14 protein-coding genes and 1 tRNA gene are annotated in these 17436 nt (G+C 63.7%); 9 read left to right on the top strand and 6 right to left on the bottom strand.

What is annotated here, in order from left to right:
* Positions 1–31 precede the first annotated feature (31 nt).
* Entirely contained in the window at positions 32–2305 is a 2274-nt protein-coding gene (locus DQG18_RS05005) for a sensor histidine kinase (protein ID WP_157970005.1), read from the bottom strand.
* A 239-nt stretch (positions 2306–2544) separates the two neighbouring features.
* On the opposite strand from DQG18_RS05005, the gene DQG18_RS05000 reads away from it, so the two are divergent.
* Positions 2545–2621 (top strand) — tRNA-His (locus DQG18_RS05000).
* Positions 2622–2641: 20 nt separating this feature from the next.
* Here the strand turns inward: DQG18_RS05000 and DQG18_RS04995 are convergent.
* A complete protein-coding gene (locus DQG18_RS04995; protein WP_425454214.1) occupies positions 2642–3226 on the bottom strand; it encodes a L,D-transpeptidase in 585 nt (194 codons plus the stop codon).
* A 166-nt stretch (positions 3227–3392) separates the two neighbouring features.
* On the opposite strand from DQG18_RS04995, the gene DQG18_RS04990 reads away from it, so the two are divergent.
* Positions 3393–3998: a DNA-3-methyladenine glycosylase I gene (locus DQG18_RS04990; protein WP_116653129.1), complete on the top strand. Its 606-nt coding sequence runs from the start codon at positions 3393–3395 to the stop codon at positions 3996–3998.
* Between the two features lie 169 nt (positions 3999–4167).
* Here DQG18_RS04990 and DQG18_RS04985 read toward each other — a convergent pair whose 3' ends face one another.
* Positions 4168–4401 carry a hypothetical protein gene (locus DQG18_RS04985; RefSeq protein WP_116653128.1) on the bottom strand — a complete coding sequence of 78 codons (234 nt, stop codon included), beginning with the start codon at positions 4399–4401 and terminating at the stop codon, positions 4168–4170.
* A gap of 462 nt (positions 4402–4863) precedes the next feature.
* On the opposite strand from DQG18_RS04985, the gene hisS reads away from it, so the two are divergent.
* The 4 genes from hisS to DQG18_RS04960 all read left to right on the top strand — a co-directional run bounded on the left by hisS (position 4864) and on the right by DQG18_RS04960 (position 9043).
* On the top strand, positions 4864–6303 hold the full coding sequence (gene hisS, locus DQG18_RS04980; RefSeq protein WP_116653127.1) for a histidine--tRNA ligase: 1440 nt from the start codon (positions 4864–4866) through the stop codon (positions 6301–6303).
* 189 nt (positions 6304–6492) lie between these two features.
* Positions 6493–7572, top strand: coding sequence for an ATP phosphoribosyltransferase regulatory subunit (locus DQG18_RS04970; RefSeq protein WP_116653125.1), 1080 nt, complete (start codon positions 6493–6495; stop codon positions 7570–7572).
* A complete protein-coding gene (gene hisG / locus DQG18_RS04965; RefSeq protein WP_116653124.1) occupies positions 7569–8279 on the top strand; it encodes an ATP phosphoribosyltransferase in 711 nt (236 codons plus the stop codon). The genes DQG18_RS04970 and hisG overlap by 4 nt, the downstream gene beginning before the upstream one ends.
* Before the next feature lie 14 nt (positions 8280–8293).
* Complete coding sequence (locus DQG18_RS04960; protein WP_116653123.1) at positions 8294–9043, top strand: TSUP family transporter; 750 nt, start codon at positions 8294–8296, stop codon at positions 9041–9043.
* Positions 9044–9293: 250 nt separating this feature from the next.
* On the opposite strand, the gene groL is transcribed toward DQG18_RS04960, so the two are convergent.
* A complete protein-coding gene (gene groL / locus DQG18_RS04955; RefSeq protein ID WP_116653122.1) occupies positions 9294–10934 on the bottom strand; it encodes a chaperonin GroEL in 1641 nt (546 codons plus the stop codon).
* 52 nt (positions 10935–10986) lie between these two features.
* Positions 10987–11277 (bottom strand): co-chaperone GroES, encoded by a 291-nt coding sequence (locus tag DQG18_RS04950; protein ID WP_116653121.1) that lies wholly within the window; start codon positions 11275–11277, stop codon positions 10987–10989.
* 193 nt (positions 11278–11470) lie between these two features.
* Here DQG18_RS04950 and DQG18_RS04945 point away from each other — a divergent pair, with 193 nt between their 5' ends.
* On the top strand, positions 11471–12613 hold the full coding sequence (locus tag DQG18_RS04945) for a glycosyltransferase (protein ID WP_116653120.1): 1143 nt from the start codon (positions 11471–11473) through the stop codon (positions 12611–12613).
* Positions 12614–12917: 304 nt separating this feature from the next.
* Positions 12918–14441, top strand: coding sequence for an ArnT family glycosyltransferase (locus tag DQG18_RS04940; protein WP_116653119.1), 1524 nt, complete (start codon positions 12918–12920; stop codon positions 14439–14441).
* A gap of 169 nt (positions 14442–14610) precedes the next feature.
* On the opposite strand, the gene DQG18_RS04935 is transcribed toward DQG18_RS04940, so the two are convergent.
* Entirely contained in the window at positions 14611–15996 is a 1386-nt protein-coding gene (locus DQG18_RS04935) for a sigma-54-dependent transcriptional regulator (protein WP_116653118.1), read from the bottom strand.
* A 216-nt stretch (positions 15997–16212) separates the two neighbouring features.
* Between DQG18_RS04935 and DQG18_RS04930 the strand changes: the two genes are divergently transcribed.
* Positions 16213–17433, top strand: coding sequence for an EAL domain-containing protein (locus DQG18_RS04930; RefSeq protein WP_116653117.1), 1221 nt, complete (start codon positions 16213–16215; stop codon positions 17431–17433).
* Positions 17434–17436 lie beyond the last annotated feature (3 nt).

Raw genomic sequence — 17436 nt, 5'->3', positions numbered from 1 at the left:
CAAATCGGGCGCGTTCAGCCTGGCGTGCCGGTCAGCGCACGACGAGCGTTGCGGGGATGGTCAATGTCATCAGCGTGCCCGTTTCGCTGGCTGGATCGAGCGCCAGCGTGCATGCGTTGACCGCGACCAGCGTGCGGGTGAGCGTGAGCCCGATGCTCGAGCGTACCGGCTGCCTTGCAGTGCCGTCGCGGGCCAGTCCGTCGCGGAAGACGACGAACTGGTCGGCCAGAATTCCCGGCGCGCGCGCCGCATCGCGCACATGGATGTTGACGGCCCCATCATCTTCCGGCTGGGCAGACAGCACCACCTTGTTGCCTTCGCCTGCATCGGTGATGGCGCTGGCCAGCATGTTGAGCACGGCCTGCCGCAAGGTGGCCGCATCCACCCGCACCAGCGGCAGCCGCTCGGAAATGGCGCTGCGCAGCAGGACCCGCTCGATGCCCGCCTGTCCGCGCACGCGAACGAGGCAGTCGGCAAGAAGGGCCGATAGATCCACATTGTCCGGCGTCAATTCGAGCTTGCCTTCGGCGATGCGCGCATAGTCGTCGATCTCGTCGGCAAGGTCGGTAATCACCGTCCCGGCGGCGTTGATGTCGCGCGCATATTCGAGGTAGCGGGTATTGGAGAGCGGTCCGAAACTTTCCGAGGCGATCAACTCTGAAAAGCCTACGATGGTGTTGAGCGGGCGGCGCAGCTCTCGCCCGATCCGGGCCAGCAAGACCGCGGAAACCGACCCGGTCGTCTCGGCTGGGTGCGTCTGCCGCTCGACAAGGAGTGCATAGCCCGAAACGATTCCTGCACGCCCCAGTGCAAAAAGTTTGAGCACCATGCCGGGCACCCGCCCCTTGAGCGCGATGGCTGGCCGCGAGGTTTCCGAGAACCGCGCGGGCAGGGCGAGGAACCGCGCCAGCGCCTGCTGCTCGCCATGGGCGACGAAATCGGAAATCCGGGCCCCTTTTTCCGCCCCGGCAGGCAGGATGTCGCGGTTGCCCGAAATGGCGGTGACCAGCCCGATCCTGTCGGCCTCGATATAGCCGATGCCGCCCAGCGCGGCGAGATCGGCGGCAAAGCGGCGGATCTCGCCCTCGCGCCCCGCATCGCCATCGATGGCGCGGGCCGAGAGCATCATGGCGCTGCGTCCCTGCCAGCTTATGGTGTTGAGCCGGGCCGAAACGGTAACGCGCGAGCCATCGTGCCGCACGAGCTGATTGACCGGACCCGCCGGCTCGCCCCCTTCGGTCGTGGGGATGACCGCTGCAAGTCCCACGGTCCTCAGCGTTGCGGCATTGCCATAGCCGGTCAACTCGACCAGCGCCCGGTTGGCGAACAGGATGTCCTGATCGCGGAAAATGAGGATGCCGAGAGGCAGGCGGTTGAGCACCAGCGTCTCGTCGCTGAGCGAAACCAGATTGCTGGCGGGTGCCGGAGAGGAAGGCGCTGGCTCGGTCTCTTCGATATCACCTTCGCCGTTTTGCCCGATCTTGTCGTTGAGGATGCGCGCCAGTTCCTCGAAATTGTAGCGTGAAACCCGTTCGAGCGCTTCGGTGTCCGGCTCGGGAGCAGGAGGCTCGGGCTGGCCTGCCGCAACGGTCGTCAACCCGCGCCCTGTCAACTGCCAGAGCCCTCTCCGGCCCGATGTGCTGTCGGCAGCGGAGTCATCGGTGAAAGCCTGTTCCTCGCTGGCGAGCGGGTCGTCATGATCCCAGTCGCTGTCACGGATAGGCGGGGCGAGGTCGTCGGACGCGTCTCCGGTTCCGGTCACATCGGGGAGCGGCGCGTCGGGTGCTTCGTCCTCGTCCTCTTCTCCGAGCGGTGCGAACAGCCGCTCGTCCCTGGCCAGCCGGTCGACGAGTTCGCCAAGGCTTTGCGTTTCGCCCTGCGCCTGCGGCGTGTCCTCTGTTGTCGAAGTACCGTTTTGGGGAACGGGATCGTGGGCAAGAATATCGGCGGTAATTGGGTCTGATCCAACCACCAGCAGCATGGGCTGGTCTTCGCCCAGCGCGAGCGGCGTGCAGGCGCAAGTGGCCGAAAGCGGCTTGCGCCCGGCGATGAACTGCATGCGCGACAGCATCGGATAGCCCAGAATCCCGAGCCGCAGGATGCGGGAAATCTGGCCCTTGACCGGCACGGGTTTGTCGCAGCGCCGCAAGGTGCCGTTCTTGAGCCTTGCGCCGAACAGCGTCGCTGCGTGATTGTGCCAGACGAGACGGGTGCCGTCCCCTGACCAGAGCCAGGCCGGCCGCAAATCCGTTGCGAGCGCCAATACGCGCGCCGCCTGGGGCTGGCTGGTCCACGCTTCACTCATGAAATGGCGTTCGCTCCGTTCGTTGTAGGCGCGCCGTCGGCGCACGGGTTCATCATTTATTAAATATAGTGCGCGCCGCCTCCGGTCCATCGGCCAATGGCGCGGGGCGATTGCCAAACGGTATAATGGTTAAAGGCAAAAACCGCATTAATAGGGGCAAACGGCACTTGTCATCCGCATCGGCTCGCCCTATGGTCCGCCCCGTTCCGGGACAGGGCTTAGCCCGCCGCAACCCCCGTGCCGCCTTAGCTCAGTTGGTTAGAGCGCCAGATTGTGGATCTGGAGGTCCCCCGTTCAATCCGGGGAGGCGGTACCATCTTTTCCTGGAAGATTGGATCAGATCACCACCACTTTCGCGCCCACCGGCACGCGGCGGTAAAGGTCGATCACGTCTTCATTGGTCATGCGGATGCAGCCCGAGGAGACCGATTGGCCGATGCTCCAGGGTTCGTTGGTGCCGTGGATGCGGTAAAGGGTTGAGCCGAGATAGAGCGCGCGGGCGCCCATCGGGTTGTTGGGGCCGCCGGGCATGAAGGCGGGCAGGCCAGGCTGACGGACGTGCATTTCGGCGGGTGGGGTCCAGCTCGGCCATTCGCGCTTGGCGGTGATCCGGTGCGTGCCGTTCCACTCGAATCCGGTCCGCGCCACCCCGATCCCGTACCGCATCGCCTTGCCGCCCGGCAGGACCAGATAGAGGAAATGCCGCCGCGTATCGACCACCAGCGTGCCTGCCGTCTCACGGGTCTGATAGTTGACGACCTGGCGCAGGAACATCGGGTGGCGCACATATTGCGTCTGGTACTGCAACTGGTGCGCGGGGGCGGCGCGCGTCAGTTCCAGTCCCGCCGGGGGGCCGAACATCGCGTCGAGAAAGCCGCGTTTGGAGGCGGCGGATGCAGGGGTGGCCAGCATGGCCAGCATCGCAAGGACGGCAACAATACGCATGGGTCCGGTCCAACTCGTCTTGGCGGTCGCAAAGATGGACAGCCTAAGGGCGGAGCGGAAATATTGAGTCAAATGAGATGGTTAAAGCTCCCTCACGCGTTATGGTTGACAATACCCCAACGCCTGATTCCGGACCCTGCCGATGACCGCCGCTGGACCATCCTGCCCCTGGGCGGGCACCGACCCGCTCTATATCGCCTATCACGATACCGAATGGGGTCGTCCGGTCACCGACGACACGCGCCTGTTTGAAAAGCTGTGCCTCGAAGGCTTCCAGTCGGGGCTCTCCTGGATCACCATTCTGCGCAAGCGCGAGAATTTCCGCGCCGCATTCGCAGGGTTCGACATCGAAAAGCTCGCCGCGTTCGATGAGGACGACGTGGCCCGGCTGCTGGGCGATGCGGGGATCGTGCGCCATCGCGGCAAGATCGAATCCGCCATCAACAATGCACGCCGCGCCCTCGTCCTGCGCGATGAATTCGGATCGCTGGCCAAATATGTCTGGAGCTTCGAGCCGCACCCCCAAACGCGGCCCAGCGATTTTTCATGGGAAAGCCTGCGCGCGATCGCCTGGACCGAGGCATCGAAAGCCCTGTCTAAAGACTTGAAAAGGCGGGGCTGGTCGTTCGTCGGTCCCACCACCTGCTATGCGTTCATGCAGGCCATGGGCATGGTCAACGACCATATCGAGACCTGTCCCTGCCGGGCGGAGATCGAAGGGTTGAGGGCGGGGTTTGTGCGGCCTTAGATATAAAAGCTGGCATTTCTCGCTGGCATCGCGCACCCCTCCCCATTAAGGGGAGGGTGTTTCCTTTGCGCGGTTGCTCCCAAACGCTCAAGGCTAGCACCTCCCCCTTGATGGGGGAGGTTGGGAGGGGGTGAAGCCCCAACCGCAAATCTTGCGACTGAGGCTTGTTTTACCACCGCGCCTTCCAGTACATCCCCGGCGGGTCGACGACCGGCGGCATGCCGATATCGGCGCGCAGGCGGTTGTCGAGCCGTGGAACCGGTTGCGGCAGGCGCCGCTTGCGGGCGCGGATGGCCGCCGCGAGGGCAGCCAGTGCCACGCGCCAGCGGCCATGTTCGTTAACGAGCGTATCCACCGAAACCCGCAAAATCGCGGAATCGCGGTGTGCATGAATATTCGACATCTTCGTCCTCCAGCCAGCCGAATGGCAGGGCTGGCTCCAAATATTTTCGTGATGAAAGAGCGAGGGTGCTGTCGGAGGGCACGACAGGCCCAACGTCAGAACCGCATTGCGATAGGGTGTGTCTTGAAGGTGCGGGCCAGAAGAAGCGACCCGGATTTCACGCGCGGCTTATGAGCGGCGGGTGAATCGGCGGGCCATGCGCCAGCCGGAGCCTTTGACACCATGGGTGAGGCGCTGTGCGAATGCTGTCATGTCACGCCTCCTTGAGAAGCTGGTGTCGAAGGTGGCGCTTTTTACGCCCATGCCCGGGAGTCGCCAACCCCGCATGTGGCAGGTTGTCGCACTTGGTCGCGCATTGTGGCGGATTGGCAACAGCGGCCTTTGCCTTGTTTCAGTTGGGCCGATGCGTTAGGAAACCCCGGCACTTCCGCCCGCTGTCCGGGGCAAGGGATTTATAGGTCAATGGCAAAGAACACCACGCTCATCGAACCGCGCCTGCCGCGCGGTTTCATCGATTCAGAACCCGCCGATCTCGCCGCCATCGAACAGATGGTCGCCAGAATCCGCAAGGTTTATGAGCGGTACGGTTTCGACCATATCCAGACCCCGTTCCTTGAGTACACCGAAACGCTCGGCAAGTTCCTGCCCGACACCGACCGGCCCAATGCCGGGGTGTTCTCGGTGCAGGACGATGACGAACAATGGATGAGCCTGCGCTACGATCTCACCGCCCCGCTCGCCCGCTATTTCGCCCAGAACTATCAGGACCTGCCAAAACCCTTCCGCTCCTACCGGCAGGGCTGGGTGTTCCGCAACGAAAAGCCGGGACCGGGGCGCTTTCGCCAGTTCATGCAGTTCGACGCCGATACGGTCGGCGCTGCGGGGCCCGAGGCCGACGCCGAAATGTGCATGATGATGGCCGATACGATGGACGCGCTAGGGCTGGCTGGCCAGTACGTGGTGCGGGTGAACAACCGCAAGGTGCTCGATGGGGTGATGCAGGCGGTTGGCGTCACCGATGAGGGCCAGAAGCTCACGGTATTGCGGGCCATCGACAAGCTCGACAAGTTCGGCCCCGAGGGTGTGCGCCTGCTGCTTGGTGAAGGGCGCAAGGATGAGAGCGGGGATTTTACAGAAGGGGCCAAGCTTGACGTCGAACAGGCTGAAGCGATCGTCGATTATGTGAAGGGCGCCAAACCGGGCGACAATGAAGGCGTTGCCGAGCTCGATGCGATGCAGGCGCTTTTTACCTCGGCAGGCTATGGCCCCGACCGTATCAGGATCGACCCCTCCGTGGTCCGTGGCCTCGAATACTACACCGGCCCGGTCTTCGAGATCGAATTGACCTTCAAGGTCCAGAACGAGAAGGGGCAGGATGTGGTGTTCGGCTCGGTCGGCGGCGGCGGGCGCTATGACGGGCTGGTTTCGCGCTTCCGCAACGAGGAAACCCCCGCGACCGGTTTTTCCATCGGCGTTTCGCGACTCGCCTCGGCATTGAAGCTCACCGGCAATCTGACGTCCGAGCCCGTAACCGGCCCGGTGGTGGTTACCGTTATGGAAAAGGACCGGATTGCCGATTACCAGCAGATGGTCGCCGAGTTGCGCAATGCGGGTATCCGGGCCGAACTGTTTCTTGGGTCCTCAAGGCAAATGGGCAAGCAGATGAAATATGCCGACAAGCGCAACGCGCCTGCGGTCGTCATTCAGGGGTCCAACGAGCGCGAAGAGGGGATCGTCCAGATCAAGGATCTGGCCGAAGGCGCGGAGGCGGCGGCTTCGATCACCGATAACGCGGCATGGAAAATGGAACGGCCCGGGCAATATTCCGTGCCGCGCGGGGAGATGGCCGAGTTCGTGAAGCGGATTCCGGCGGTTGCCGCATGGACGAAGGCGAACGGGTGATGGGTGCGGCATCGATAGATCGCAGCCCCCTCACCCCCGGCGGAAAAGGGCAGATGTTGAGCGCGTGGCTTCACCCCACCCCAGCCCTCCCCATCAAGGGGAGGGTGTTTCTCTTTCTTGGCTGTCTCCCTACGCACAAGGCCAGCACCTCCCCCCTTGTGGGGGAGGTTGGGAGGGGGGTGTTTTTCGATGCCCGCTGAAACCCGCCGCGAAGCCCTCAAGGCTCTCGTTTCCGGCGAGGGCGTCAACTTCATCACCACGCCCATCCTTATCCCCCCCGCGCCCTATTTCGATCTGGCGGGCGAGGAGTTTGGTGCGCGGCTGATCCTCACAACGGGGGCGGATGGCGCCGAGTTCTGTCTGCGCCCCGATTTCACCCTGCCCATTGCCATCGAGCACCTGGAAAGCGGCGCGGCAACGCCTGCCGCCTATGGGTATCTGGGGCCCATCTTCCGCCAGCGCGCCGATGGGCCGGCCGAGTTCGATCAGGCCGGGCTCGAACTGCTCGCCTCGCCCGATGCGGGCGCCGCGCTCGATCAGGTGATCGCCTTCGCGCGGGCCGCGCTCGATGTTTACGGGATTGCCCGCCCCGCCATCCGCGTCGGCAGCATCGGTCTTTTCGAAACCTTGCTGGCCCGGAGCGACATGCCCGAGGTCTGGCGCCCGCGTATCCGCGCGCGGTTCGGGCACCGGCAGGCCATGAGCCGGCTGCTGACCCGGCTTGCCGGCCCGCACAAGTCTGAAGCGGGACCAAAAGGCATGCCGGTGGGCGACATTGCCGACTGGGTGAGCGAACTGATGCTCACCAATGGGTTGAGCCTTACCGAAAGCCGCGGCCCCGAGGAGATCGCGGCGCGGTATCTTGAAAAACAGGCGCTTGAAGCCGCACAGGTCCCCCAGGCCACCATTGCACTGCTGCGCGAATATCTCGCGATCTCCGGGGAAGCGGACGCGGCCCTCGACAGGATCGAGGCGCTGGCGGCAACAGGCGGCATCGCGCTCGATGGCGCGCTTGAAACCGCCCGTCAGCACGCCCGCCAACTGCGCAACGGCAATGGAAATAACGGACTCGTCTTCGACGCCGCCTTCAGCCCGCGCCTCGACTATTATACCGGCATCACCTTCGAGATGACCGGGCAAGGGGGATCGGTTCTGGTTTCGGGCGGCCAGTATGACCGCCTGCTGCGCCGCCTTGGCGCCGATGGCGACGTGCCCTCAGTCGGGTGCGCTCTCTGGGTCGAGCGGCTCGAAGCGGAGGCGGTGCGATGAGCAATATCATGCTGGCCCTGCCCTCCAAGGGGCGGTTGCAGGAAGAGGCGATGGACCTGTTCGCCGGTTCGGGGCTGACCATCGCGCGGCCCGGCGGAGCGCGGTCCTATCTGGGCGAGATGACGGCGATGCCGGATGTGACCGTGCGGTTCCTCTCGGCCTCCGAAATCGCGCGCGAGCTGATCCGGGGGACAATCGACCTCGGTATCACCGGCGAGGATCTGATCCACGAAACGGCCGAAACCGGGCCGATGCAGGTCGAGATCGTCAAAAGACTGGGGTTCGGGCGCGCCGATGTGGTGGTCGCGGTGCCCGATGCGTGGATCGACGTCACCGCAATGGACGATCTGTCGGATGTCGCCGCCGATTTCCGCGCGCGGCACGGCCGCTGGCTCAAGGTCGCGACCAAATACGTCAACCTCACCCGCCGCCATTTCGCGCAAGCGGGAATCGCCGAATACCGGATCGTTGAAAGCCTCGGCGCGACGGAGGCCGCTCCCGCGTCCGGCGCGGCGGACCTCATCGTCGATATCACCTCCACCGGCTCGACCCTTCAGGCCAATGGCCTGCGCATCCTCACCGATGGCGTGATGCTCGAAAGCGAGGCCGTGCTGATGGTCTCGCGCAACGCCGACTGGGCCGGGAACCGGCGCAGGACGCTCGATGCGCTGTTGGAAAAACTCGGCGCGGCGGCGTTCATCCTTTAAGGGAAATCGGTTCAGTGCTCGATCTTTGGGTTCTTTTCGCCCTTGGCGGCGTAGGCGTTGTTGCGGGATTTGTCGATGCGGTCGCCGGCGGCGGCGGGCTGATCGCGCTGCCCGCTCTTCTCAGTGCCGGGCTTTCCCCCGTCGCAGCGCTGGCAACCAACAAGGCGCAATCGGTGGTCGGCACCGTCACCGCCGCTTTCACTTTCTGGCGCAGCGGTTACGTGGCGATCAGGACGCTGGTTCCGGGCATTGTCGCAACGTTTGTCGGGTCCTATATCGGCGCGGCAGTCGTCAAGGCCATCGATACCTCCGCGCTTGCTGTCGCGGTGCCCGCCGCGATCATTGCAGTAGCGCTCTATTTTACCCTTTCGCCCTCGATCAAGGACGTAGACCGTACGGCACGGCTCAAATTTTCGATCTTCGTGCCGGCCATCGGTTTCGTCATCGGCTTTTACGATGGGCTGTTCGGACCCGGCACCGGCTCGTTCTTCATGCTGTGCTTCGTTGCCCTGTTCGGACTCTCGGCAACCCGCGCCTCCGCGCACACAAAGGTGCTCAACGTCACCTCCAACCTTGCCGCGCTGGCCCTGTTCATCCCGGCGGGCGACGTGCTCTGGCCCGTCGCCATCGTCATGGCCATCGGGCAATTGATCGGCGGCTATCTCGGCGCGCTGACGGGGATCAAATACGGCGCCAAAGTCATCCGGCCGCTGGTGATCGTGGTCTCGATCGCGCTGGCGGTGAAGCTGTTGTTCTTTCCCTAGAGCTTCTGTTTTGATTCCATCAAAACAGAAGCTCTAGCAGCAGCGGCACTCTGAATAGCCAGGCCCTCTCCCTTCGCTATCCCGGCGAAAGCCGGGATCCACGGCAACAACGGCGAATGTGGCCGGCATCAATGGACTCCGGCTTTCGCCGGAGAAGCGAACGAGGACGTGGCGAGACAAACGAAAAGGGCAGCTCCCAAGAGCCGCCCTTCCCGTTCGAGACCTGGAGAGGTCTGAGCTTTTATGGACCTTAGAAGTCCATACCGCCCATTCCGCCCATGCCGCCGCCACCGGGCATTGCCGGTGCGTCGTCCTTGGGCAGTTCGGCGATCATGGCTTCGGTGGTGACCAGCAGGCCAGCGACCGAGGCGGCGTCCTGAAGGGCGGTGCGCACGACCTTGACCGGGTCGATGATGCCCATCTTGATCATGTCGCCATATTCGCCGGTCTGGGCGTCATAGCCGAAGGTGTCGGCGTTGGTCTCGATGATCTTGCCCACGACGATCGAGCCTTCGTCGCCCGCATTGTTGGCGATCTGGCGGACAGGCTCCTGCAGCGCGCGCTTGACGATGGCGATGCCGGCTTCCTGATCGCGGTTTTCACCCTTGGCGGAGAGCTGGGCCGAAGCGCGCAGGAGAGCGACGCCGCCGCCCGGAACGATGCCTTCTTCGACGGCAGCGCGGGTTGCGTTGAGCGCGTCATCGACGCGGTCCTTGCGCTCCTTGACCTCGATTTCGGTCGAGCCGCCGACCTTGATCACGGCAACGCCGCCAGCCAGCTTGGCAAGACGCTCCTGGAGCTTCTCGCGGTCGTAGTCCGAGGTGGTTTCCTCGATCTGCGCCTTGATCTGGCCGACACGGCCCTCGATGTCTTCCTTGGAGCCCGCGCCATCGACGATGGTGGTGTTTTCCTTGGAAATTTCGACGCGCTTGGCGGTGCCCAGCATGTCGAGGGTGACGTTTTCGAGCTTGATGCCGAGGTCTTCCGAGATCACCTGGCCGCCGGTGAGGATCGCGATGTCCTCGAGCATGGCCTTGCGGCGATCGCCGAAGCCCGGAGCCTTGACGGCAGCGACCTTTAGGCCGGCGCGCAGGCGGTTGACGACGAGGGTTGCGAGCGCTTCGCCTTCCACGTCCTCGGCAACGATGAGCAGCGGACGCTGGCTCTGGACGACAGCCTCAAGCACCGGCAGGAGCGCCTGCAGGTTCGAGAGCTTCTTTTCGTGCAGCAGGATGAACGGGTCTTCGAGGGTCGCGATCATCTTTTCGGTGTTGGTCACGAAATACGGCGAGAGATAGCCGCGGTCGAACTGCATGCCTTCGACGACATCGAGTTCGGTCTCGGCGGTCTTGGCTTCCTCGACGGTGATGACGCCTTCATTGCCGACCTTCTGCATGGCGTTGGCGATCATCTCGCCGATTTCCTTTTCGCCATTGGCCGAAATGGTGCCGACCTGGGCCACTTCACCCGAAGAGGTGATCTTGACGGCCTTGGAGGCAAGATTGGAAACGACTTCGCCGACAGCGAGGTCGATACCGCGCTTCAGATCCATCGGGTTCATGCCGGCGGCGACGGCCTTGACGCCTTCGACGACGATGGACTGGGCAAGAACGGTCGCGGTGGTGGTGCCGTCACCGGCGATGTCGTTGGTCTTGGAGGCCACGGCGCGCAGCATCTGTGCGCCCATGTTCTCGAACTTGTCCTCAAGCTCGATTTCCTTGGCGACCGACACACCGTCCTTGGTGATGCGCGGTGCACCGAACGACTTGTCGATGACGACGTTGCGGCCCTTGGGACCCAGGGTCACCTTGACGGCGTTGGCAAGGACGTTGACGCCGCGCAGCATCTTGTCGCGCGCATCGGTCGAGAACTTTACTTCTTTTGCGGACATTGAGGTCTGCTCCGAATTTCTTGATTGACGGGAAGGTGCGAAAAAGGGCGGATCAGCCCTCGATCACGCCCATGATGTCGGATTCCTTCATGATCAGCAGGTCTTCACCGTCGATCTTGACTTCGGTGCCGCTCCACTTGCCGAAAAGCACGCGGTCGCCGGCCTTGACGTCGAGCGCGGCAACCTTGCCGGAATCGTCACGGGCGCCCGGGCCCACGGAAACGATCACGCCCTCGGAAGGCTTTTCCTTGGCAGTGTCGGGGATGATGATGCCGCCAGCGGTCTTTTCCTCGCTGTCGACGCGCCGGACCACAACACGGTCATGCAGGGGACGGAAGCTCATGGTCGCTCCTTGGAACGTAAGGTTGAAATGCAATTTCCTCCGCTGTTAGCACTCGATGAGGTAGAGTGCCAACAGCATGGCGAGGGAGATAGGGTGGGGGCATGGCGGAGTCAAGCGAGGCGGGCCGAAAAATTTTGCATCCTCGGACGGCGCTTGCTATGCGGGCTCCAGACCAGCGTTACAGAACAACAAGATGATCTCGATGACAGCCAGCGCCGAACGGCCGGAAACCCAAACCTGGACCCCGCCCAAACTCTCGGTCGTCGTGCCCACCTTCAATGAGCGCGACAACATCGCGCCGCTCGTTGAAAAGCTCGAGGCCGCGCTGGCCGGGATTGATTTCGAGGTGATCGTCGTCGACGACAACAGCCCCGACGGCACCGCCGAACTGGCCAAGGACCTGGCGCGGCAGAAGGGCCATGTGCGCTGCATCCATCGCGTCGGGCGGCGGGGCCTTTCCTCGGCCTGTATCGAGGGGATGGCCTCGTCCTCCGCCGAATATGTCGCGGTGATCGATGCCGATCACCAGCACGACGAAACGATCCTGCCTGAAATGCTGCGGCGGGTGGAGGCGGGCGCCGATATAGCGGTAGGCTCGCGCTATAATGGGGAGGGCAGTTCGACGGAAGGCTTTTCCAAAAGCCGCCAGGCCGGGTCGACGCTGGCGACAAAGCTCTCCGGCATTTTGACCGGCAAGACGCTCTCGGACCCCATGAGCGGTTTTTTCCTGATGCCGCGTGCTCTTTTCAACGAGGTTGCGCCAGGGCTTTCGCGCGAAGGGTTCAAGATCCTGCTCGACATCATCGTTTCGGCCAACCGCCGCCGTGGTGGCAAGCTGGTGATCGCCGAGGTGCCCTACAGCTTCCGTCGGCGTTTTGCCGGCGAAAGCAAGATGAGCGCGCTGGTCGTCGCGCAATTTCTGGGTCTGATCGTCTCGCAGATCTCGCGCGGCATACTGCCGACCAGCTTCCTGCTCTTTTCACTGGTGGGAGCCTCGGGCGTCGTGGTCCATCTGGGCGTCCTGACCCTCGCCTTCGAGGTGCTGGGCTTCAACTTCGCCAACAGCCAGCTTCTGGCGACCCTCGTCGCCATGACCACCAACTACATCCTCAACAACGAGTTGACCTATGCCGATAAGAAGCTGCGCGGGCGGCGGTTCTGGACGGGGCTCCTGAGCTTTTACATCGTATGCAGCTTCGGCACCCTCGCCAACGTCTCGGTCGCCTCGGTGCTTTACGAAACCAACGCCGCCAATTTCCTGATCGCCGGTATCGCGGGAGCGGTGATGAGCGTGGTGTTCAACTACGCGGTGACGCGCATGTTTACGTGGCGGTGACGAGGATGGCTGAGACATCCGGCTTCACCCCCCTCAAGGGCAGGACTGTCACATATAGATCTGCGCTTGTGGTTTCACCCCACCCCAGCCCTCCCCATCAAGGGGAGGGTGCTTCCTTTGCTTGGCTGTCCCTATGCGCACAAGGCCAGCACCTCCCCCCTTGTGGGGGACTTTCAAGCGGTTCCGGCATCGCCGGAACGCAAGGGTCCAGTGGACCCTTGCGAGTGCAGAAAGGGGAGGGGGGATTCGGCATTAGCCGAACTCAAAAGGAGGAGGACTGTTTCAGCGAGGGCAAGACCGGACAATGACACCCTCCCGCATCGGCCCCTTCACGCCCGCGCAGGCGACTCTTCTCCTCATCGCGGCCACCTTCATCCTGCGCGCCATCGGTGCGTGGGCGATTGGCTGGGGGACGGGGGAGGCGTATTACCTTTCGTCGGCACGCCAGTTCCATCTGTCCTATTTCGACCAGCCCCCGCTTTCGCTTTGGGTGATCTGGACGACCATGGAGCTGACAGGTTCCGAGAACGTGCTGGTCATCCGTCTGCCTTTCATCGTCATGTTCGCGGTGTCCACCTGGCTGGTGTTCGACATCGCAAGGCGTATCCATTCGCCGCTGGCCGGCTTTTACGCCGCGCTGATCGTCAACGCGTCCGTCCTTTTTTCCCTCTCGATCGGCTCGTGGACGCAGCCCGACGCCCCGATGGTGCTGTTCTGGCTGGCAACGGTCCGAGTGCTGCTGGACATCTTTTTCGGGAACGGGGTGCGACGGCCCCATGCGCTCTGGGCGCTCGCCGGACTGATGCTGGGACTGACCTTCCTTTCCAAATATCACGCGGTGTTCCTCGTGGCGGGCACCGGCCTGTTCATGCTCTTCAATTCCACCCAGCGCCACTGGCTGCGCCACAAGGCGCCGTGGCTGGCGCTCGTCATCGCGCTGGCGGTCTTTTCCCCGGTCATCGTCTGGAACGCGCAGAACGACTGGGTCTCGTTCGGCTTTCAGGGCGGGCGGGCGCTGGCGGATTCGGGCCTGCGCTGGGACGGGCTGGTGCGCATGGTCTGGGGCCAGCTTCTCTATATGACGCCGTGGCTGGCGCTACCGGCCCTTTATGTCGGCATCCGCGCCGTTTTGGCGGGTCCGCGCGGCCAGTTCCCGACCGGTGCGGTGCCGGGCGCGGCGGCGCTCTTTGCCTATATCGGCTGGCCGCCGATCATCTTTTTCACCGCCGTCGCGCTCTGGTCGGACACCCAGTTCCACTTCCACTGGCAGGCGCCGGGCTATTTGATGCTGTTCATCCTGATGGGCGCGTGGGCGGCGGGAAAAAATACGCAAGGGTTGGGGCTGTGGCTCTGGGGCTCGGCGGCGGCAACGCTTGTCATTCTCACCCTCGTCGTCTCGCACGCGGCGACGGGATGGATGCGCGCGGTGATCCCGGGAGATTGGGAAGACCCCACTGCGCTCCAATTGCCATGGACCGAACTGGGCGATGCGCTGGCGGACGAGGGAGCGTTCGCGCGCGAAAACGTGTTCGTTGCCGGAACCAACTGGATCGATTGCGGCTATATCGACACCCAGGTGGCAGGCCGCACCCCGCTCGCCTGCATCGGTCCGGACCCCCGCAACCTCGCCTATAATTTCGATGCGGCAGACCACGCGGGTTGGGATGCCTATGTCGTCGCGCAGACCGGAAATATCGAGGCGGTCATCAACAGGCTTCAGGACAGGTTCGAGACGATCGAACACGCCGGAACGCTCGATATCGAACGGCATGGTGTCGTGGAGTTGCGCAACATCCAGCTCTATAGGGCGACGGGTTTCCGGCCCTAGATCGTTTCAGATTTTGATTGAAACGATCAGCGTGTCTCCGTCGTTATCCCGGGCTCGACCCGGGATCCACAGCGAACCATCCAACACGGTGAACTTTGCAGCATGGACTCCGGCGTTCGCCGGAGAAGCAAAGAGGCTTGAGGCTGATCCCGTCAAAACAGGCAAAGCCCTAGGCCGCGCCGCGATCCCAGTTGGTTTTCTTGCGGTAGATGGTGGAGGGGCTGATTTCAAGGGCGGCGGCGGCGCGGGCGATGTTGCCGCCAAAGGCGTCCAGCGCTTCCTCGATGATCCTTTGCTCCTGTTGCCACATGGGCAGGATGCGCTGCCCCGGTCCGGGAGCATTGCCATTCATCGGCACCACCGGCTGGGCCGTCCGCGATTCGATATCGGCGGCCATCGCCATTTCAGCCGAAACCATGCCCCCGTCGAACATCACGACGATGCGGCGCAGGAGATTCTGGAGCTGGCGCACATTGCCCGGCCATTCGCGCGCGATGAAAAGATCGGCGGCCTCGGGCGTCAGTCCCTCGAAGCGCTTGTTTTCCTCCTGCGCGAACCGCAGCAGGAAATTGCGGGCGAGCGGCACGATGTCGGCGGGCCGCTGGCGCAGCGGGGGCAGGTGGATTGGCAGCACATGCAGGCGATAGAAAAGGTCCTCGCGGAATTTCTTTTCGGTAACGAGTTGCATGGGATTGCGGTTGGTCGCGCACACGACGCGCACATCGACCTGATGGACCCGCGCATCGCCCACCCGGGTGATGGTGCCGGTCTGCAGGAAGCGCAGGAGCTTTGATTGCAGCGACAGATCCATCTCGCCGATTTCATCGAGAAACAGCGTGCCCCCATCGGCCATGGCCACCGCACCCATGCGGTCCTCATTGGCGCCCGTATAGGCGCCGCGCACCACCCCGAACAATTCGCTTTCCATCAATTCGCGCGGGATCGCGCTGGCGTTGATGGCGATGAACGGCCCCTTGGCGCGCGGGCTGCGCCGGTGCAGCGCCTCGGCGCTCAACTCCTTGCCCGTGCCGCTTTCCCCGGTGATGAACACGGGGGCGGCCGAGGGTGCGATGCGCACGATCTGATCGTAGATCGCCCGCATCTGGGGGGACGATCCAACGAACCCCTCGAAATCGGTGTCACTGCCCTTGGACTGTTCGCAGGCTACTGCGCGGGCCTTGCCGTGACGCTGGCCCAGCTCTTCGAGCCGCAGCGCCAGCAGGCGGCCATTGAGGGGCCGGGTCAGGAAATCGTGGGCGCCCGCCTGCATCGCGGCGACCGCCGAGGACACCGAACCGCTGTCGGAAAGCGCGATGACCAGCGCGCCGCTGGCCGCCTGCGACAGCGCCGCGAACGCATCCTCATGGCCGTTGCCGAGCCCCGAAAGCGAGGCCATGTCCGCCAGAACGACGTCGAAGGCGCCCGATGCCAGATATTGCGAGGCGCGGCGGCCATCGGCGCAAAGCGTGATGCGGGCGGCATCGCCCCAATGTTCCGCAATTGCTGCCATCGTTGCCCGCGCGCTCTGGGGCGCGGCATCGATGAGCAAGAACATGACGTCTGCGGCGGAAGCAATTCCGGATCGCATGGGCAGGCGGCTCCTTGCCTGAGGAAGTAAAGACACTTGTCTATGCCCGCCAGTATCATTCGGTTAGGGTAAACAAACAGTTGGCAAGTGCACATAACGCCCCCTCGGCGCTTTTGCCGCGCGGGCCGCAGTGGTAAGGATCGGAGCGGGAATCCGATCGCGATTCCCCAAAGGGGCAAAAGCGTGCTGGGTCTGGTCTATCTGTTCATGGGGCTGTGCGGTTTCGCGATCGGCGTCGCGGGCTACTACCTGCTCGCGCTCACCCCTGCGGAAGCCGCCATGCTGGCGATCCTGGCAACGCTCGCCGCCGTGGTCGTCCACGAACACCGGCTGCGCCGCCGCTCCGAAAGGCGGCTCGAAAAGGGCATCGAGGAGCTTGGGCGTTTGCTGAGCACCGACGCACAGGCGGGCCAGGTCCTGAGCCAGCGCGTCAACGCCCTCACCGATCTCGATCTTGGGCCCCGGCTTGAGGTTATGGAAGCCGATATGAGCGTTCTGGGCACCGTGGTGCGTCAGGTCGCCGAAGCGGTGTCCGAACTCGAGACCGCCCAGACCACCGCGGCACCTCGCACGTCTGCCGAGGATCGGTCGGATGGGACCGTCCGTCACCTGCCTTCTGTGCCGCTCCCCGCCGTGCGCAGCGCGCTCGACGATGGCCGGCTGCTCCATCACGTCCAGCCTATCGTCACCCTCCCCCAGCGCAAGGTGCACGCCTATGAGCTGGCGCTGCGCCTGATGCTGGGCAAGGGCACCATCTGCGATCCGCCCGACTACATGCCCGTGCGCAATTCGCAAGGCGATGTCGTGCTGCGCCGCATCGAGCGCATCCTTGCCGACGAGGCGATAAGGATCGTGAGGCGCGCGCGGCTGGCCGATAAGCCGGTGCGCATCCTGACCCGGCTGTCGCTGGCAACGCTTTCCGATAAGGTCGCGGTGGACCAGCTTGTCGGTGTCCTCGCCGCCAACCGCGCGGTCAATCCAGATTTGTGCTTCATGCTCGACAATACCGATTTCGGCGACATGGACCAACTCGAGACCGACATGCTCCATCGCCTTGTGCAGCAAGGCGCGTCGGTCGGGCTGAGCAACTGCACCTCCCTGCGGCTCGATTTTGCCAGCCTCGCCCAGCGCGGCGTGCGCTATATCGGGGTGGACGCCGAGGGCTTCCTTAAATACCCCACGCGCTATTCCGATTTCCACGCTTCGGACATCAACGACTATGTCGCCCGCTTCGGCATCAACCTCGTCGTGACCGGCATTGCCGACGAACAGCAGGTGCTTTCGCTGCTCGATGACGGTATCAGGCTGGCGCAGGGCGATGCCATTGCCCCGCTCGGCCCGATGCGGCACGATCTGCGCGAAGACGACGGCGATGATGAAATGCGCCGTACCGCCGCCAACTGAACG

This window comes from Pelagibacterium sediminicola, assembly GCF_003390885.1.
Lineage (GTDB): Bacteria > Pseudomonadota > Alphaproteobacteria > Rhizobiales > Devosiaceae > Pelagibacterium > Pelagibacterium sediminicola.
The sequence above is the reverse complement of the archived record's forward strand: the minus strand, read 5'-3'. Positions and strand labels throughout refer to the sequence as shown.